This window comes from Dongia sp., from assembly GCF_041909655.1.
GTDB lineage: Bacteria > Pseudomonadota > Alphaproteobacteria > Dongiales > Dongiaceae > Dongia.
Genome location: NZ_JAYRDA010000002.1, coordinates 508,173 through 525,603, shown reverse-complemented (window position 1 = coordinate 525,603; position 17,431 = coordinate 508,173). Strand labels below are relative to the sequence as shown.

Annotated in this window: 17 protein-coding genes; 9 read left to right on the top strand and 8 right to left on the bottom strand. The window is 64.0% G+C overall.

What is annotated here, in order from left to right:
• Nucleotides 1-51 precede the first annotated feature (51 nt).
• The 5 genes from ACE3PR_RS05545 to ACE3PR_RS05525 are packed head-to-tail and all read left to right on the top strand — an operon-like array spanning nt 52 to nt 4,701.
• Nucleotides 52-321, top strand: coding sequence for an exodeoxyribonuclease VII small subunit (locus ACE3PR_RS05545; RefSeq protein ID WP_374369054.1), 270 nt, complete (start codon nt 52-54; stop codon nt 319-321).
• A gap of 39 nt (nt 322-360) precedes the next feature.
• Nucleotides 361-1,245 carry a polyprenyl synthetase family protein gene (locus ACE3PR_RS05540; protein WP_374369052.1) on the top strand — a complete coding sequence of 295 codons (885 nt, stop codon included), beginning with the start codon at nt 361-363 and terminating at the stop codon, nt 1,243-1,245.
• Nucleotides 1,246-1,257: 12 nt separating this feature from the next.
• Nucleotides 1,258-2,679: an MATE family efflux transporter gene (locus tag ACE3PR_RS05535; protein WP_374369050.1), complete on the top strand. Its 1,422-nt coding sequence runs from the start codon at nt 1,258-1,260 to the stop codon at nt 2,677-2,679.
• A gap of 2 nt (nt 2,680-2,681) precedes the next feature.
• Complete coding sequence (locus tag ACE3PR_RS05530; RefSeq protein WP_374369048.1) at nt 2,682-3,422, top strand: TlyA family RNA methyltransferase; 741 nt, start codon at nt 2,682-2,684, stop codon at nt 3,420-3,422.
• Between the two features lies 1 nt (nt 3,423).
• Nucleotides 3,424-4,701: a class I SAM-dependent RNA methyltransferase gene (locus tag ACE3PR_RS05525; RefSeq protein ID WP_374369047.1), complete on the top strand. Its 1,278-nt coding sequence runs from the start codon at nt 3,424-3,426 to the stop codon at nt 4,699-4,701.
• Here the strand turns inward: ACE3PR_RS05525 and ACE3PR_RS05520 are convergent.
• The 4 genes from ACE3PR_RS05520 to fabI are packed head-to-tail and all read right to left on the bottom strand — an operon-like array spanning nt 4,698 to nt 8,045.
• Nucleotides 4,698-5,186 carry a PAS domain-containing protein gene (locus tag ACE3PR_RS05520; RefSeq protein ID WP_374369045.1) on the bottom strand — a complete coding sequence of 163 codons (489 nt, stop codon included), beginning with the start codon at nt 5,184-5,186 and terminating at the stop codon, nt 4,698-4,700. The genes ACE3PR_RS05525 and ACE3PR_RS05520 overlap by 4 nt on opposite strands.
• Before the next feature lie 55 nt (nt 5,187-5,241).
• Nucleotides 5,242-6,105 (bottom strand): arginase family protein, encoded by an 864-nt coding sequence (locus tag ACE3PR_RS05515; protein ID WP_374369043.1) that lies wholly within the window; start codon nt 6,103-6,105, stop codon nt 5,242-5,244.
• Nucleotides 6,102-7,190, bottom strand: a complete 1,089-nt coding sequence (gene aroC, locus ACE3PR_RS05510; RefSeq protein WP_374369041.1) for a chorismate synthase — start codon at nt 7,188-7,190, stop codon at nt 6,102-6,104. The genes ACE3PR_RS05515 and aroC overlap by 4 nt, the downstream gene beginning before the upstream one ends.
• Before the next feature lie 12 nt (nt 7,191-7,202).
• Entirely contained in the window at nt 7,203-8,045 is an 843-nt protein-coding gene (fabI, locus tag ACE3PR_RS05505; RefSeq protein ID WP_374369039.1) for an enoyl-ACP reductase FabI, read from the bottom strand.
• Nucleotides 8,046-8,365: 320 nt separating this feature from the next.
• On the opposite strand from fabI, the gene ACE3PR_RS05500 reads away from it, so the two are divergent.
• Nucleotides 8,366-9,832 carry a sensor histidine kinase gene (locus ACE3PR_RS05500; protein WP_374369037.1) on the top strand — a complete coding sequence of 489 codons (1,467 nt, stop codon included), beginning with the start codon at nt 8,366-8,368 and terminating at the stop codon, nt 9,830-9,832.
• Nucleotides 9,833-9,839: 7 nt separating this feature from the next.
• On the opposite strand, the gene ACE3PR_RS05495 is transcribed toward ACE3PR_RS05500, so the two are convergent.
• The 4 genes from ACE3PR_RS05495 to ACE3PR_RS05480 all read right to left on the bottom strand — a co-directional run bounded on the left by ACE3PR_RS05495 (nt 9,840) and on the right by ACE3PR_RS05480 (nt 13,360).
• On the bottom strand, nt 9,840-10,139 hold the full coding sequence (locus tag ACE3PR_RS05495) for a hypothetical protein (protein WP_374369035.1): 300 nt from the start codon (nt 10,137-10,139) through the stop codon (nt 9,840-9,842).
• Nucleotides 10,140-10,195: 56 nt separating this feature from the next.
• Nucleotides 10,196-10,588: a hypothetical protein gene (locus ACE3PR_RS05490; protein ID WP_374369033.1), complete on the bottom strand. Its 393-nt coding sequence runs from the start codon at nt 10,586-10,588 to the stop codon at nt 10,196-10,198.
• Between the two features lie 194 nt (nt 10,589-10,782).
• Nucleotides 10,783-11,442: an aquaporin gene (locus tag ACE3PR_RS05485; RefSeq protein ID WP_374369031.1), complete on the bottom strand. Its 660-nt coding sequence runs from the start codon at nt 11,440-11,442 to the stop codon at nt 10,783-10,785.
• A 97-nt stretch (nt 11,443-11,539) separates the two neighbouring features.
• Nucleotides 11,540-13,360: a PHA/PHB synthase family protein gene (locus ACE3PR_RS05480; protein ID WP_374369030.1), complete on the bottom strand. Its 1,821-nt coding sequence runs from the start codon at nt 13,358-13,360 to the stop codon at nt 11,540-11,542.
• Between the two features lie 295 nt (nt 13,361-13,655).
• On the opposite strand from ACE3PR_RS05480, the gene ACE3PR_RS05475 reads away from it, so the two are divergent.
• The 3 genes from ACE3PR_RS05475 (at nt 13,656) to glpX (ending at nt 17,421) form a co-directional block, all read left to right on the top strand.
• Nucleotides 13,656-15,032 (top strand): OmpA family protein, encoded by a 1,377-nt coding sequence (locus tag ACE3PR_RS05475; RefSeq protein WP_374369028.1) that lies wholly within the window; start codon nt 13,656-13,658, stop codon nt 15,030-15,032.
• An 87-nt stretch (nt 15,033-15,119) separates the two neighbouring features.
• Nucleotides 15,120-16,439 (top strand): homoserine dehydrogenase, encoded by a 1,320-nt coding sequence (locus ACE3PR_RS05470; protein ID WP_374369026.1) that lies wholly within the window; start codon nt 15,120-15,122, stop codon nt 16,437-16,439.
• Between the two features lie 22 nt (nt 16,440-16,461).
• Nucleotides 16,462-17,421 (top strand): class II fructose-bisphosphatase, encoded by a 960-nt coding sequence (gene glpX, locus ACE3PR_RS05465; protein ID WP_374369024.1) that lies wholly within the window; start codon nt 16,462-16,464, stop codon nt 17,419-17,421.
• Nucleotides 17,422-17,431: the final 10 nt, after the last annotated feature.

Genomic DNA, 17,431 nt, shown 5'->3' with positions numbered 1-17,431 from the left:
GGCTTTGTGGCCGGGCCGTGGCGCGACTTTGGTCATGAATTGGTGTGTGAGATGGCGGACGTAAAGAGTTCCGGCGGCAAACAGGCCGCCGATATCGCGGCGATGAGCTTCGAGGCGGCGCTGAGCGAGCTGCAGGATCTGGTCAAGAGCCTGGAGCGCGGCGACAACAAGCTCGACGAGGCCATCAATGCCTATGAACGCGGCGCGCTTTTGAAGGCGCATTGCGAGGCGAAGCTGAAGGAAGCGCAGCTCAAGGTCGAGAAGATCGTGCTGGGTGCCGACGGCAAGGTTTCGACCGCGCCCGCCAACATCACCGACTGATCTGTTTCCTCTTCAATCCCCGGTATTTCTGAGGTTCCCTTGTCCATCGAAAAAGCTCTCAACGACGCCGCGCTTTCGGTCAACCGCAAGCTCGACGAACTCATCAAGCCGGTCGTGGGTGCCGAGGCACGCGTCATCGAGGCGATGCGCTATGCCACCATGGGTGGCGGCAAGCGCATCCGGCCCTATCTGGTGGTGAATTCGGCGGCGATCTTCGACGTGCATGGCGAATATGCCCTGCGCGCGGCGGCGGCGGTCGAGATGCTGCATTGCTACAGCCTGGTGCATGACGACCTTCCCGCCATGGATGACAGCGATCTGCGGCGCGGCCGGCCGACCGCGCATAAGGAATTCGACGAGGCGACCGCGATCCTGGCCGGCGATGGCCTGCTCACTATGGCTTTCGAAGTGCTGGCGCATCGCGACACGCATCCCGATGGCGAGGTGCGCGCCGATCTTTGCCACGCGCTGGCGGTTGCCGGCGGCGCCAATGGCATGGTGGGCGGACAGATGATCGATCTCCTCGCCGAGAACCAGGATCTCGATATCGGCGCCATCACGCGGCTGCAGCGGATGAAGACCGGCGACATCATCGCCTTCTCCTGCGAGGCTGGCGCCATTCTCGGCCATGCCTCGAAGGAACAGCGCCATGCCCTCGTGGCCTATGCTCACAAGCTGGGCCTCGCTTTCCAGATCGTCGACGATCTGCTGGACGCGGAAGGCGATGCGGCTGAGACCGGGAAGCCCACCGGCGCCGATGCCGCAGCCGGCAAGGCCACCTTCGTGTCGATCCTCGGTCTCGAGCGCGCCCGCACCCAGGCGCGCCTCCTCGGCGACCAGGCCAACGAGCATCTCGACATGTTCGGGCGCAAAGCCGATCCCCTGCGCTGGATGACGGAGTTCGTCATCAGCCGCAAAAGCTGACGGAGCAGGAAAATGTCATCCCCTCCGGTCGGCGCCGAAATGGACGGGTCGGCCGGAGCGGGTCGGCTCACGCTCTCCAATGAAATCCGTGCCACGATCTGGCTCGCAGCCCCCCTGTGCGTGGCGCTGCTGGCGGAAATGGCGCTGGGCTTCATCGAATACAAGATGGCCGGCGCTCTGGGTGCCGATGCCCTTGCCGTTGCAGGGATCGGCATTCAGTTGGTCTATGTCCCAAAGCTCCTCGCCATGGGCACACTCTACAGCGTAGCGGCCCTGGGTTCGCACGCATTCGGTGCCGATGATATCAAGCAGTTCGTGCGAGTCATGCGCCAGGGGCTGCGCCTCGCTCTCTTCCTCTCCGTGCCGGTCATGATCGTGCTGGCCGTTGCGGGGGACGGGTTGCGCCTGATCCAGCCGATCTTTCCCAATTTCGAGGTTGATATCGACGTCGTGGAGCGCCTGCTGTGGTGGTCGATTCCCTCTGTTCCGGCCTTTCTCTGGTTCCAGACCTTGCGCAATTTCGTGACGGTCCTCGGGCGACCGATCATCGTCACTGTCATCGCCGTTCTCAGCATACCACTGCTGGCGCTGCTGCTGTGGTTGATGATGCTTGAGCCCTTCGGCCTGCCAACCCTCGGTGTGCCTGCCATCGGTATGGCAATCTCGATTGTTGCTTGGGCGCAGTTGGCGATGGCGGTAATCTATGTCCGGCACGTCCCCTACTTTGCCGTCTATCAAATCTTCTCTGGCCTCTTTCATCACGATGCCCGGCTCATCCGTGACTTGGTCGTGGTCGGCGCGCCTATCGCCGGAGCCTATCTCTTCGAGACCGGCATGTTTTTCGGCTCGACGCTGGCGATGGGCGGCTTCGGCAATGCCGTTCTGGCAGCACACAACGCCGTTCTCAACGTCACCTCGATCACCTTCATGGTCCCTTATGCGATCGGCCAGGCGGCGACGGTGCGCGTGGGATATGCGCTGGGGGCGGGCCAGGCCAACAATGCCCGCCTTGCCGGCTATGTCGGAATCGGACTCGGCCTCACCTGGATGGTGATGGCCGCCATCACCATGGCGCTGGCGCCGGTCTGGCTCACCGGGCTCTATCTCGATCTCGACGATGTCGGCAATGCCGCGGCCCTGGCGGCGGCGGTGACCCTGTTCCCGATCGCCGCCATTTTCCAGTTCTTCGATGGTTTGCAGGTGACGGCCCTGGGTGCTTTGCGCGGCTACAAGGATACCAAGGTGCCGATGCTGATCGCCTTTGTCGGCTATTGGCTGCTCGGCATCGGCGGCGGTATCGGGCTTGCCTATTATCTCGATGTACGCGGGCCAGGCATCTGGTGGGGACTTGCCATCGGCCTGCTGGGTTCCGGCCTCATGCTGCTGCTGCGCTTCGATCACTTGTCGCGCCGGCGGATTCGCGTCACGCTCTGACGATGGCCAAGGAACGGGTCGACAAATTGCTGGTGGATCGCGGTCTGGTGGAGACGCGGGCGAAGGCCCAGGCCTTGATCCTGGCCGGCCTCGTCTACAGCGACACCAAGCGCATCGCCAAGGCGGGCGACCAGATCCAGATCGACGCACCGCTTTCCCTCAAGGGCCAGGATCATCCCTGGGTCAGCCGCGGCGGCCTGAAGCTTGCCAAGGGGATCGAGCATTTCGCTTTGCCGGTCGCGGGCAGGATCGCCGCCGATATCGGCGCCTCGACCGGCGGCTTCACCGACGTGCTGCTGCATCATGGCGCTGCCAAGGTCTATGCGGTGGATGTGGGGCACGGCCAATTGGCCTGGAAGCTGCGCCAGGATCCGCGCGTGGTGGTGCTGGAAAAGACCAATGCGCGGCATCTCACCGCCGCGGAAATTCCCGATCCGCTCGACATCGTCGTCTGCGATGCCAGCTTCATCGGGCTGGAGACCGTGCTGCCGGCGGCACTTGCCCTGGCGAAGCCCGGTGCCTGGGCAGTGGCCCTCATCAAGCCGCAATTCGAAGTGGGACCGGGCCAGGTGGGGAAGGGCGGCGTCGTGCGCGATCCCGCGCAGCATGCCGAGGTCTGCGCACGTATCGAAGCCTGGTTTGGGAATCTTCCCGGCTGGTCGGTGCGGGGCATCGTCGAAAGCCCTATCACGGGGCCGGAAGGCAACAAGGAATTCCTCATCGCCGCAGAAAAGGCCGCGTGACATGACAAAGAACGCGGAACTCATCGACCTTGCAATCGACAGTCTCGGTGCCCAGGGCGACGGTGTCGCGCAATATGAGGGGAAGCCGGTCTTCACCGCCTATGCGCTTCCCGGCGAGAAGGTGCGCGCGCGCCTCAGCCCCAAGGGTGGCAATGCCTTTACCGGCCGCCTGCAGGATGTGGTCGCGGCGGCGCCCGATCGTGTGGTGCCACCCTGTCCGCTTTTCACGCGCTGCGGCGGCTGCGCGATGCAGCATCTGGCGCTTCCCGCCTATCGCGACTGGAAGCGGCAGCAGGTGGCGGCGACATTGGCGACACGCGGCATCGACCTGCCGGCTGAGACCGAGATGGTGACGATCGAGGCCGGCGCCCGGCGCCGTGCTGTCTTTGCCGCCGCCAAGGATCAGGACCGCGTCACTTTCGGCTTTCATGCCGCCATGAGCGACGAGATCGTGCCGCTCGATGATTGCCTGCTGCTGACACCGGCCTTGCGCGCCGGTATCGAAGGCCTGTGCCGCCTCGCGCAGATCGCCCTCAACAACAAGCAGAAGGCCGATTTCCATGTCACCGAGAGCCTCACCGGTCTCGATGTCCTGGCGATCGCCGAGACCGATCTGCCGCTCAATCGGCGCCCGGCGGTGATCGAAGCGGCGCGTGCGGCCGATCTCGCGCGCTTTTCCTGGCAGCATGGCAAGCGCCAGGCGGAACCCATCGTCATGGCGCGGGTGCCGCAGATCCGCTTTGCCGACATCCTGGTCGATCTGCCGATCGGATCCTTCCTGCAGCCGAGTGTTGCGGGCGAGGCGGCACTGGTCGCGGCGGTCATCGCTGGCATCGGCAAGGCCAAGCGCATCGCCGATCTTTATGCCGGCTGCGGCACGTTCAGTTTTCCGCTGGCGAAGATCGGCCGCGTCCTGGCCGTGGACGCGGCAAAGCCCGCCATCGCGGCGCTCATTGCCGCGGTCAACCGCGCGCAATTATCGGGGCGTGTCGAGGGGCTGGCGCGCGATCTCGATCATTCGCCGCTGCCACCGGTTGATCTCAAGCACATCGATGTGGTGGTGTTCGATCCACCCCGGGCCGGGGCCGAGATGCAGGCGCGTATGCTGGCCAAAAGCAAGGTCGCCAAGGTTGTCGCGGTGTCCTGCAATCCGGCGAGCTTCGTGCGCGACGCGCGCATTTTGATGGATAGCGGGTTTTCGCTGCAGAAGATCACCATCATCGACCAGTTTCTGTGGTCGCCGCATGTGGAACTGGTGGCGGTGCTGCGCCGCCGCTAGCGATCTTTCCCGGTCGGCGCGAAGGCGCACATGACGAAACCGATGTCGCCGTTGTCGCGGGAAAAGGGCAAGGCCAGCATTTCCAGATTCATGTAGTCGTGATCGGTGCCGTAGGGCGCGCCCGTGAAATAGCAGGGCCCCTTGGCGGACTGGACCGCATCGGCGATCGCGAACCAGCGTTCGGTATAGGGATAGCCGACGGCGCTCAAATTCATGCGCGTGGTCGATCCGGCGGCGAAATAATGCGCGAATTCGGTGCCGATATAGCGGTAATAGACATCGTAATCACGGCCGTCATTGGGCTGAGCCAGGATCTCGCCCAGAACGATCCAGGGCAGCAGGGACGGGAAGTCGATTGGATCGAAGCGGCTGCGCCGCGGCACGCCGTCCGCTTTGGCCCATTGCCCCCAGGTCTCCAGCAATTCCTTGAGAGAGTGTGCCTCAAGTCCGGACTTTGCCTGCCAGTGCAATCGGTCGTCGGTCATCTATGCGACTTGCTTGTGTCCCCGGCATTCGAGAATAAGTCAGTCGCTCGCCGCGTCAACCCGCATTCGTTGCGCCCGTGCGGCTCTGCAATCCGAATCCCGCTTCGAGAATTTGCCGCATCGCACCCTCGGCCAACCTGGCCGCGTCGGGTTGCGCGAGACTGAGTTCGGTGATCGCCGCGCCGGCGATCTCGAAATCGCGGCGAAAGGCTGCGAGGAACTCGATCAGCTTTGCGATCGGCCAACCTTCCTGCGCCGGCACGCCAATGAAGGGAAACACCGCAGGATCGAGCACATCGAGATCGAGATGCAGGTAAATGCGCCGATAACCTTGCCGCTGCAATTCCCCGGCGAGCCTGTCATAGGGTGCGCCGTCGACAAGACGGAAGAGTTTACGCGCGGCGATGGCCTGATCTTCCGCGGGATCGCGTTCGCGCGCCGAGACGTAGAATAGCTGCTCGGGCCGCAAGGGTGTTGCGATCAGGGGTGCAAAGGCAGCGGGCGCCTCACCCAGCAAGGCACGCACCACCATGCCGTGGAAATGGCCGCTGGGCGATTCGGCGGCGGCGTTGAGATCGGCATGGGCGTCGATATAGACCAAAGCGAGGGGGTCTTCCTGCGCATCGCGGGCATGAAGGATCGGCATCAGATCGGCGGCGCAATCGCCGCCCAATGTCAGGATTGGTCCGGGCGGCAGATGGGCGAGCAGGTGCTGCGCGGTCTCCGCCTGCGCCACCAGATCGCCGAGGCCTTTCACGCCATCCTCCGTCGACAGATCGTCATTCGCGCAATGCACCCAGGCGCGCGGCAGATCGTCGGGGATCAGTGTTTCCAGAAAAGTCGTGCCGGCGGCATAGCCCTTGCGGCTGCCGGCACCCTGCCATTGCGGAAAGATCAGGGCCGCGGCGAAATCGCTCAAAGACCGACCTGGCCTCGATGCCGGAGAAGATGATCGGCGAGCACGATCGCCATCATCGCTTCGCCCACGGGCACGGCGCGGATACCGACGCAAGGATCGTGGCGACCGGTGGTCGAGACCTCGACGTCCTCGCCGCTGGTGGTGACACCCTTCCGCGGCGTGTTGATCGAGGAGGTGGGCTTCACGGCAAAACGCACCACGACGTCCTGGCCGGTCGAGATGCCGCCCAGAATGCCGCCGGCCTTGTTGCTGAGGAACCGGATCTTGCCGTCCTGCATGCGCATCTCGTCGGCATTATCTTCGCCGCTCAGGCTCGCCGCGTCGAAACCGGCGCCGATCTCGACACCCTTCACCGCGTTGATGCTCATCATCGCGCTGGCGAGATCGGCATCGAGCTTGCCATAGAGCGGGGCGCCGAGGCCGACCGGAACATTCTTCGCCACCACTTCGATGACGGCGCCGGTCGAGGAACCCGATTTGCGGACGGAATCGAGATATTCCTCCCATACCATCGCCGTCGCCGCATCGGGCGACCAGAACGGATTCTTTTCGACTTCGTCCCAGTCCCAGGCCGCGCGGTCGATCTTGTGCGGGCCGATCTGGGTGAGGGCTCCCTTGATCTCGACCGGCTGCGGCAGCAGATGGTTGAGGACCTCGCGGGCGATGGCGCCGGCGGCGACGCGGGCCGCCGTCTCGCGCGCAGAGGAGCGGCCGCCGCCGCGATAATCGCGGATGCCCTGATACTTGGCCCAATAGGTGTAATCGGCATGGCCGGGCCGGAATTGCTCGGCGATCTTGCCGTAATCCTTGCTGCGCTGGTCCTCGTTCCGGATCATCAGCGAGATCGGCGTGCCGGTGGACTTGCCCTCGAACACACCGGACAGGATCTCGACCGCATCCGGTTCCCGGCGCTGGGTCACGAAGCGGGACTGGCCGGGCTTCCGGCGATCCAGCCAATGCTGGATGCGCGAGGCGTCAATGGCGATGCCGGGCGGCGTGCCGTCGACCACGCAGCCCAAGGCGGGCCCATGGCTCTCGCCCCAGGTGGTGAAGCGGAACAGATGGCCGAAGGTGTTGTGCGACATCGCGCCGGCCGCTCAGGATTCTGTCTTGGAGAAGTTCCGCAGCATCTCGGTCAGTTCGGGTGCCGATTCCGGCCGCAGCATGCCGACGACATTATAGCCGCTATCGACATGGTGCACTTCACCGGTGACGCCACGCGAAAGGTCCGAAGCGAGATAGAGGCCGGCCCCGCCCACATCCTCGATGGTGACATTGCGGATCAGCGGCGCGTTAAGCTCGTTCCAGCGCAGGATCTGCCGGAAATCGCCGATGCCGGAGGCGGCCAGGGTCTTGATCGGGCCGGCGGAAATCGCGTTGACGCGGATCCTTTCGGCGCCGAGATCGGCGGCGAGATAGCGGACTGAACATTCCAGCGCCGCCTTGGCGACACCCATCACGTTGTAATGCGGCATCACCCGCTCGGCGCCGAGATAGGTAAGGGTCATGAGCGAACCGCCATTGGGCATCAAGGCCTTGGCGCGCTGTGCCACTGCGGTGAAACTGAAGCAGGAGATGTCGAGCGTGCGGGCGAAATTGGTGCGGCTGGTATCGACATACTGGCCCTTCAACTCTTCCTTGTCGGAGAAGGCGATGGCATGGACCACGAAATCGAGACTGCCCCATTTCGCCTTGAGGGCGGCAAAGGTGGCATCGATGCTGGCATCGTCGGTCACGTCGCAGGGAAGAACCAAATCGGCCTTAACGGATTCCGCCAAGGGCCGCACGCGGCGTTCCAGTGCCTCACCCTGATAGGTGAAGGCAAGTTCACCGCCCTGCATGGAAATGGCCTTGGCGATACCCCAGGCGATGGAACGGTCATTGGCGACACCCATGATCAGGCCGCGCTTTCCCGCCATCAGCCCTTTCGACTCACTCATCCGAAACCCCAATTGATTGATTTAACAACAGATATGCCCGCATCCTACACCATCGCCGGGCGGGGTCAATTCGCCGCACGACATGGCCGCATGCATATCGGCGCGGTGCTGAAGCCGAGATTTTGACCTAAATCCTATTTATCGGTATGAATTTCTGCCGCGCAGGTTCCGAGTCGGTGGGGCGATTCGGGCCATAGCGCGAGGGGCTAGTCGATCGATGATTCGAACGCGGCAGGCGCGATCCGCGCAGGTTTTCCTGCGCCATTTCCATCAGGCCCGGTTCGGCGCGTGCCGAACCGATCGCAGCGACCGCTGACGCGATGAGCACCGCGCGCAGATATTGGCTGGTCGGCATCGTCATCCTGATTTTTCTCACGGCACTCGGCATCAGCGTGCAGATTCTGGTCGCCAGTGCCTTCGAGGCGCAGCGCAGTCAGAAGAACGTCGCCTGGGCGGCCGCCCAACTCGAAATCGAGTATCTGCAATTCGAACATGCGTTCAGCGGTTTTGCCAATGTCTCGCAGAACGTGTCGGCGGCCTATCTGGCAACGCGGCTTTCCGTGTTCAAGAACCGTGTCCGCAGCCTGCGCCGGGAAACCACCGGTACCGATCTGGCCGACGATCCCGCCTATGACCAGTTGATGGCTGATCTCGACACGGCCCTGGCCACGGATTCGCCGGTCATGCTCTCCCTCAAAAGCGACGACCCGGACCTTCACCGCAAGGCGTTCAACCAACTCGCGCGTCTCGATTCCCCGATCCGTTCCTGGGTTCAGGATGTGATGCTGCGCAGCAATCCGGACCGGCAGAAGGACGATCTGGTGCGCTCGCAATTGCTGGCCGCGGCGGTCATGGCGGTGGCGATCCTGGCCGGCATCGCATTGGTGGCGCTGTTGCTGCGCTATATCAAGCGGCTGGAAAAGGCGCATGAGCGTGAACGAGAGGCTCGCTGGCGGATCGATCAGGCGAGCCGGGTCAAGGATACCTTCCTCGCCGTGGTGACGCATGAATTGCGCACGCCCTTGAATGCGGTCATCGGCTTTTCCGAATTGATGAAATCGCGGACCGACCGTTCACCCGACCGGGAACTCACCAATTGGATCGAGGAAGTGCTGATGGCCGGCCGCCATTTGCTGACCCTCATCAACCAGACTCTCGACATGTCGAAGATCGCCGCCGGCAAGCTGGCTTTGTCGCCGGCCGAATTCGATCTCCGGTTGCTGATCGAGGACAGCGTCGCCAGCCTGAAGCGGCAGATGGCCTTGGCGGAACTGGCGCTGCTGGACGAGGGGACGGGACGGGCGGGGGCCGGACGGGCGGGGGCGGGACGGTCCGTGCCGAAATCGGCCTCGCTGGCGACGCTGCTGCCGACCCGGGACTTGATGATCCGTGCCGACGAGGCGTGGCTGCGGCAGGCCTTGCTCAATGCCATCCAGCATGCGCGCAAGAATTCCGGCGAGCGCGCAGCCATCACCATCGCCGCGCAAAGCCAGGACGGGCGTGCCGTGATTGAAATCCGCAATCACGCCCCCGATCCCACCGGCGATATTCAGCGCCGGCGCGAAAGCGACGAACGCCGCGCGGAAGAACGCAATGTGGCCCTGGACGAGGCGCTCGACCCCTTCGTGCAGGGGCATCTCGGCCTCAGCCGCGACACTTATGGTCTGGGCCTGGAATTGCCGATCGCCAAGGCGATCGTCGAGGCCCATGACGGCTCCTTCCATTACGAAGCAGCGGCCGACCGGATGCGACTCACCATCGATTTGCCGATCAATCTAGCGGCGTGAATCGAGCCTAGGGCTCAAAGCGCTGCAAGCGGGGCGAGGGCCGCAGGATTGGCTGATGGGGCGCCTTTGGCGCGATCGACGCGGGCGGCCGCCCGAGGCCTTTGGGTTCCGGCGGATGCAGGGCACCCGGATGCTGGCGTCGCTGCCATTCGCGCGGATTGGTGCGGGGGTCGAAAGCATCGCGGCAGGAAGCGGCGCGGGGGCCCGAGAGATCCGCGCAATCGGTGCCGGTGGCAAAGGGTGCGGTGTTGTTCTGCGCCGAAGCCGGCAGTAACGGAAAGGCCGCGGCGAGGGTCACTATCGCCACGGCCATCCAAAAGGGGGCTTTTCTGAATTCAGTGCGCGCGCGTATGGGTGACCATGTCATTGCCATCCGGCAATGTTACCCCAGGAATCGACAATGACCGAATAGGTCTTGCCATCGGCGCGCGCCGTGCCCTGGTAGACGGGGGCGCCGTCCGCAGTGGTGGCAAGGCGAAGCTCTGAGATATCGGTGTAGCCGGCATCGGCCACCCATTGGCGGGCTTCCGCCTCGGATATATCGAGCGGCGGGGTAACGGCGGCGGCGATACGCGACATCGGCTCAACATCCGCGGGCGTGGGGACATGCTGGAGCATCGGCGCCACGACAGAACCGGTTGTGGCCACTTGCTGGCTCGGCAGGGAGTCCCTGGGATCGGCCTGCAGGGTTCCGATGCCGAGGAGCGGCATCGCTATCGCGGCTGATACCATCAAGGAAAAGTTGATCCTGTTCATGATCCTGGTCTCCTTTCTCCCGGTGGCACAAGCATAAGTGCGTGTTGCCTTTCGGAATGGGTCGCCATGGGTCCAGATACAGGTTCAACGCCCCCGCCCACCCCCTGGTTCCGACGTGTCGCCGGTCACAGGGTGGGCAGGGGGTTTCCGGAAGCGATTTAACCGCCCTAAGCGCTCAATCTTGTTGGGTAATTTCAGGCGCGCAGGAAATTAAGCCTGAACAGCAGGGCCCCCAGCACAGCCCCGATCGCCGGCGCCACGATGAACAGCCAGAGCTGCGAGAGCGCCTGACCGCCGGCAAAAACCGCGGGGCCGATGCTGCGCGCGGGATTGACCGAGACGCCGGTCACCTGAATGCCGACGATATGAATGACCGCCAGGGTGATACCGATCGCCAGTCCCGCGAAGCCCGGGCTGGCCCCCTCGCCGGTCGAGCCGAGGATCACGATGACGAAGAGCGCGGTCATGACGATTTCGAAGATCATCGCCGCGCTGAGGCTGTATTCCCCGAGATAGCCCGGCCCCCAGCCATTGGAACCGAGGCCGGATTCCGCACCGCCCGCGATGACCATGAGGACGAAGGCGCCGGCCAGCGCACCAAGGACCTGCGCCACCCAATAGGCCGCCATGTCCTTGGCATCCATGCGACCGGCGACGAAGACGGCGAGGCTCACCGCCGGATTGACATGACAGCCCGAGACCGGGCCGATGCCATAGGCCATGGCGACGATGGCAAAGCCGAAGGCCAGCGCAATGCCGAGCTGTCCCACTTCCGGTCCCGCCAGCACGGCCGCACCGCAACCGAAAAGAACGAGCGTGAAGGTGCCGATGAATTCCGCGATCAGTTTGTTCATGATGGAGGCTCCCCTGGTTATTCTTGGGCGGCATTCTATCAGAACGTGCGGAGTCGGCATATGCGCTGCGGCAATCGGGCTCGCCGCATGCGGTGAATTACTGCGCCTTGACCTTCACGTATGAGCCGGGCGCGTCTTCCAGCGGTTTCAATTTGCCCTTGGCCGGATCGCGTGCCGGGACCTCGCCATCCGCGAAGGCGGCGATCCATTTCTGCCATTCCGGCCACCAGGATCCCGGCTGCTGCTTGGCGGCGCTCAGCCAATCCTCCGGCTGCTGCGGATATTTGCCGTTGCCGATCCAGTGGCAATATTTGTTGGCGGCCGGCGGATTGACCACGCCCGCGATATGGCCCGAGGCTGCCAGCACGAAGGTCACCGGGCCTTTATAGGTGCGGGTGGCGGCGTAGGTCGCCACCCAGGGGGCGATATGATCCTCGCGGGTCGAGAGCACAAAGGTCGGCTGCTTGATCTGCGTGAGGTCGATCGGCACGCCGTCAAGCTCGATCCCGCCCGGTCTGATCAGCAGATTCTTCTGATACATGTTGCGGAGATAGAAACTGTGCATCGCCGCGGGCATGCGCGTCGAATCCGAATTCCAGTAGAGGAGATCGAACGGGAAGGGTTCCTTGCCGAGGAGGTAATTGTTGATGACGAAGGACCAGATGAGATCATTGGCGCGCAGCATGTTGAAGGTCGCAGCCATCTCGTGTCCGTGGAGATAGCCGCGCTCGTTCATCTTCTCTTCAAGCGCCGTCAATTGTTCTTCGTCGATGAAGACCGACAATTCGCCCGCTTCGGCGAAATCGATCATGGTGGTGAGATAGGTGACGCTGGCGACAAGATCGCTTTTCTTCTTGGTCTCGAGATAGGAGAGCAGGCAGGCGAGCAGTGTGCCGCCAAGGCAATAGCCGACAACATTGATGCTCTTTTCGCCCAGGCCCTTGCAGATCGTCTCGATCGCGGCCAATGCCCCTTCCAGCATGTAATCGGCGAAGCTCTTGTCGGCGAGGCTCTCATCCGGATTGACCCAGGAGATCATGAACACGGTATGGCCCTGATCGACCGCCCATTTCACGAACGAGTTCTGCGGCTTCAAATCGAGGATGTAGAACTTGTTGATCCAGGGCGGAATGATCAGCAGCGGGCGCTTGGCCACTTTTTCCGTGCTGGGCGCATATTGGATGAGCTGGATGAGCGCGTTCTGGAACACCACCTTGCCGGGCTGCAGGGCAATGTTCTTGCCGATTTCGAAAGCTTCGTGATCGGTCATCGAGATCTTGAGCTGGCCGTTGCCGCGCTCCAGATCCTCGAGCAGATTCTCCAGCCCCTTGATCAGGTTCTCGCCGCCGCTTTCGATCGTGGTGCGCAGGACCTCGGGATTGGTCATCACGAAATTGCTGGGTGCCATCGCGTCGACGAATTGGCGGGTATAGAAATCGACCTTCTTCGCGGTCTTGTCGTCGAGCCCCTCGACCTCGCGCACGGTGCCTTGCAGCCAGCGCGCGGTCAGCAGATAGGATTGCTTGATGTAGTCGAAGACCTGGTTTTCCTGCCAGGCCGAATCCTTGAAGCGGCGGTCGTCCTTGGACGGCTGGATCACGGCGGAGGTTTCATGGCCCATCATCCGCGCGGCGGTCGCCTGCCACAGATTCATGTAATCCTGCCACAGCGAGACCTGGGCCTCGATCAGCTTCTGCGGGTCCGCCATCATGCGGGCGGTGAGTTCCAGGAAGGCGCGGCCGAGGCTGAAGGCGTCGGGCCCCAGCTTGAACTCCTGGGCATGACGATTGAGGAAATCCTGCAGCAGGCGCTGTGATTGCTCGGCGATCCGCCCCATTGTCTCGGCCATCGCCGCCGGGTCGGCGGGGGCGGATTCGGCGGCTGGTTCGCTCGGTGGGGGAGAGTCCTTCTTGGCCATGCTTGTTCCTGGAAAAGGACAGAATAACAAAGAGTTAGGACGAATCGCTTTTTCGCGTCGATGATCCCGCTTGTTTGTTATAGTAGCGCAGTCTAGAAAATCAGAAGTTTTATTTTACGTCAGTAGGATGGCACCCATCTTTCGACCATGCGGCCGGAATCCGGCGGGACTTCCGGGGGCGGATGACGCAAGGGTGGTTCCCCAGGGATGATTTCCCCGGGGACTATCTTCGCGGACGGCGCCGGCGGCGTGATCGGACAGGGCGTGATCGGACTGGGGTCTTGGGGAGGATCGCATGATTGATTTTTCGGATTTGGCCGCGTCGCGCAGCCTCGCAATCGCCGAGGCGGTCGGGCGCTTGGCACTCCGCTCCGGCACCGCGCTCAAACCCTATTCATCGCATCCGATGCGGCGCTGGGCGGCGGTTGCCGCTTTGGTTGCCATCAGCGGCTGCTCGACTTTCGGCGGCGATGTGCAGAAGCCGTCCCAGGCAGCGGCCCAGGCCTCCAGCAATGCCGCGGCCAAGAGCGCTGCCACAACGGGCAGTGGCCAGGCGACGGCGGGTGCCGCTGCGGGTGCTGCGACCAGTTCCGCAACGGCCAGCGCCAGCGGCGCCACGCCGGACATCAACAGCGTGCCGACAACCGTGCCGGTGCCGCAGGATGTCAGCATCGAGGAAGTGCAGCCGGGCCTCTCTGCCGACCGCACCAATGCCCAATACACCGATGAAACCCTGACGGCGCCCGAGCAGAGCGTGGCGCGCCCCGCGGCCCCAACTCCGGCGGCGCCGGCCCCCGCGGCGACGCCACCGGCATCGACCCAGACGGCTGCAGCGGCCGCGGCTCCGGCGGCGCCCGGCGTTCCGGCGCCCCAGGCCCCCATCGTCAGCCAGCAGGCTTTGCCGGCACCCGGTCAGTACCGCGCACCGCAGATGGCGCCGTCCGGCCAGGTATTCCAGGGTTACACCGGAACGCCGCAGCCGGGCTCGAAGCCCTTGGGCGGCGGCGTGTCGACGCCCACGTTCCAGCAGCAGCAATTGAGCGCCGTGCCGCAGCCGAGCGTGCCGGCCATGGGCGGTGTGGCGGTGGATTATTCCTCGGTCGCCGCCGGCGGCACCTATGGCTATGCCAGTTACGGCGCCTATCAGCGCCAGAATCCGGCCCAGGCCTATTACCGTTCGCCCTATGGCGCGCAGCAGACGGGTTATGTCGTGCAGCCGGGCCTCGCACCCCAATATGCGCAGCCCCAATTTTCGCAACCGATGGGCTTCCAGCCTTACGGCCAGCCGGTCGCGGTGCCGCCGCTGCCGGCCGCCGGCCAGCCGGTCGGCATCGTCTATTTCAACAACGGCTCGGCCCGCCTCTCGCGCGACGACAGCCGCGTGGTGAAGCAGGTGGCCGAGATGCACCGCTATTACGGCGGCGTCATCCGCATCGTCGGCCATGCCAGCCAGCGTACCGGAAATATGGATCCCTATCGGCAGGGCCAGGTGAATTACGAGGTCTCGGCGGACCGCGCCCAGTCGATCGCGCGTGCGCTCACCCAGGCCGGCGTGCCGGCGGGGCTGGTGCAGGTGGCGGCCGCGGGTTCGGCCAATCCGGTGGCGCTGGAAACCATGCCGGCCGGCGAAGCCAATAACCGCCGTGTCGAGATCTTCCTGTCCGCCTACTGAGTTCGTTGATCATGAAAAATAAGATTGGCGCGGGCCTGCCGCTTGGTGGAGCCCAGCGTGACCGCCGTAGTGGTCGGGAGCGGCGCAATGGCCGCTGACCGAAAACCGGAGCCGCAGAACCCCTTGCGCGTGGGCCTTGCCGGCCTGGGTACCGTAGGTGCCGGCGTCATCGATGTCCTGCGCGAAAATGCCGATATCCTGGCGAAACATTGCCCGCGTCCGATCGTGGTCACCGCCGTCTCGGCGCGGGACCGCAAGAAGGATCGCGGCCTAGATCTCTCAGGCATCGATTGGGTGGATGACGCGGCGGCACTCGCCACGCATCCCAAGGTCGATGTCGTCGTCGAGGTGATCGGCGGGTCCGAGGGCAAGGCCAGGGAAGTGGTCGAAAAGTCGATCGCCGCCAAACGCCATGTGGTAACCGCCAACAAGGCGCTGCTCGCCCATCACGGCACGGCGCTGGCGCTCTCTGCCGAGCGTGCCGGCGTGGCTCTCGCCTACGAAGCCGCCGTGGCCGGCGGCATTCCGGTGATCAAGGCGATGCGCGAGGGCCTCGCCGCCAACCGCATCGACCGCGTCTACGGCATCCTCAACGGCACCTGCAATTATATCCTCACCCAGATGCGCGAGACGGGGCGCGAATTCGCCGACGTGCTGGCTGAGGCGCAGAAACTGGGTTACGCCGAGGCCGATCCCAGTTTCGACGTCGATGGAATCGATGCCGCCCACAAGCTCTCGATCCTCACCTCGGTCGCCTTCGGCAGCGCGGTGGATTTCGGCGGCGTCCGGATCAGCGGCATCCGCAACGTTTCGGCCATGGACATCGCCTATGCCGACGAGCTCGGCTACCGCATCAAATTGCTGGGCATCGCCCGCCAGACGCCCCACGGCATCGAGCAGCGGGTCCATGCCTGCATGGTGCCGGCGGCCACCACCATCGCCAAGGTGGACGGTGTCTTCAATGCGGTGGTCACCAACGGCAATTTCGTCGGCGAAAACATCGCCATCGGCCGGGGTGCGGGCCGGGGGCCGACCGCCTCGGCCATCGTCGCCGACCTGATGGACATCGCCCGCGACCGGATTCTGCCTGCTTTTTCGGCACCGGCAGAAACTTTGGAACCAGCGGCCCAGGCGCCTGTTGGGCTCCGTGTGGGGTCTTATTACCTGCGATTGATGGTGGTCGATAAACCTGGCGTCATTGCCGATATAGCCGGCGTGATGCGGGATGAGAGCGTGTCGCTGGAATCGATGATCCAGCGCGGCCGCTCGCCGGACGACCCCGTTCCGCTGGTCTTCACGACCCACGAAACCACCGAGGCGGCGATCGGCCGCGTCGTAAAACGCTTGGCTGACATCAAATCGGTCCTCGAACCGGCGCATGTTCTGCCGATCGAGACACTCACTTAGAGCTTTTAAGGAGCGGAAATAGATGGATCGCAATCTGGCGCTGGAAGCGGTACGCGTCACCGAAGCTGCGGCGCTCGCCGCCTCGCGCCTGATGGGGCGCGGCGATGAAAAGGCCGCCGACCAGGCCGCCGTCGACGCCATGCGCCGCGCGCTCAACGATCTTTCCATCGACGGCACGGTCGTCATCGGCGAGGGCGAGCGCGACGAAGCGCCGATGCTCTATATCGGCGAGAAGGTGGGGGCCGGCGGCCCCAAGATCGACATCGCCCTGGATCCCCTGGAAGGCACCACCATCACCGCGAAGGGTGGCACCAATGCCCTGGCCGTCATCGCCATGGCGGAAGCCGGCGGCTTCTTGAACGCTCCCGACACCTATATGGAGAAGATCAGCGTCGGCCCGGGCCTGCCCGAGGGCATCGTCGATCTCGATGCGACACCCGCCGAGAACCTGAAGAATGTCGCCAAGGCCAAGGGCATGGATATCAGCGATCTGGTGGCCTGCATCCTCGACCGGCCGCGCCATGCCGATCTCATCGCCCAGGTCCGTGCCACGGGTGCGCGCATCATGCTGATCTCGGACGGCGACGTCGCCGGCGTGATCGCGACCGCCAAGCCGGGTACCGGCGTCGACATCTATATGGGCCAGGGTGGCGCGCCGGAAGGCGTGCTGGCGGCGGCGGCGTTGCGCTGCATCGGCGGCCAGATGCAGGGGCGCCTCGTTTTCCGCAACGAGGACGAAAAGGCCCGCGCCGCGCGCTGGGGGGTGAAGGACCTCAACCGCAAATATGGTCTCATGGATCTCGCCAAGGGCGACGTGATGTTCGCGGCCACCGGTGTGACCGACGGCCCGATGCTCAAGGGTGTCCGCCGCGGCAGCACTTGGGCCACCACGCAATCCATGATCATGCGCTCGAAAAGCGGCACGGTCCGCATTGTCGAGGCGCAGCACAACTGGACCATCAAGAAGCCGCAAGGAATCTGATGCCGGCCGG

Bases quoted from the DNA above. Each gene is read 5' to 3' on its own strand.
- ACE3PR_RS05485 (WP_374369031.1), bottom strand. From the start codon at position 11,442: ATGAACAAACTGATCGCGGAATTCATCGGCACCTTCACGCTCGTTCTT.
- ACE3PR_RS05545 (WP_374369054.1), top strand. From the start codon at position 52: ATGGCGGACGTAAAGAGTTCCGGCGGCAAACAGGCCGCCGATATCGCG.
- ACE3PR_RS05530 (WP_374369048.1), top strand. From the start codon at position 2,682: ATGGCCAAGGAACGGGTCGACAAATTGCTGGTGGATCGCGGTCTGGTG.
- ACE3PR_RS05525 (WP_374369047.1), top strand. From the start codon at position 3,424: ATGACAAAGAACGCGGAACTCATCGACCTTGCAATCGACAGTCTCGGT.
- ACE3PR_RS05470 (WP_374369026.1), top strand. From the start codon at position 15,120: ATGGCCGCTGACCGAAAACCGGAGCCGCAGAACCCCTTGCGCGTGGGC.
- ACE3PR_RS05535 (WP_374369050.1), top strand. From the start codon at position 1,258: ATGTCATCCCCTCCGGTCGGCGCCGAAATGGACGGGTCGGCCGGAGCG.
- ACE3PR_RS05500 (WP_374369037.1), top strand. From the start codon at position 8,366: ATGAGCACCGCGCGCAGATATTGGCTGGTCGGCATCGTCATCCTGATT.
- ACE3PR_RS05475 (WP_374369028.1), top strand. From the start codon at position 13,656: ATGATTGATTTTTCGGATTTGGCCGCGTCGCGCAGCCTCGCAATCGCC.
- ACE3PR_RS05480 (WP_374369030.1), bottom strand. From the start codon at position 13,360: ATGGCCAAGAAGGACTCTCCCCCACCGAGCGAACCAGCCGCCGAATCC.
- ACE3PR_RS05520 (WP_374369045.1), bottom strand. From the start codon at position 5,186: ATGACCGACGACCGATTGCACTGGCAGGCAAAGTCCGGACTTGAGGCA.
- ACE3PR_RS05490 (WP_374369033.1), bottom strand. From the start codon at position 10,588: ATGAACAGGATCAACTTTTCCTTGATGGTATCAGCCGCGATAGCGATG.
- fabI (WP_374369039.1), bottom strand. From the start codon at position 8,045: ATGAGTGAGTCGAAAGGGCTGATGGCGGGAAAGCGCGGCCTGATCATG.
- glpX (WP_374369024.1), top strand. From the start codon at position 16,462: ATGGATCGCAATCTGGCGCTGGAAGCGGTACGCGTCACCGAAGCTGCG.
- aroC (WP_374369041.1), bottom strand. From the start codon at position 7,190: ATGTCGCACAACACCTTCGGCCATCTGTTCCGCTTCACCACCTGGGGC.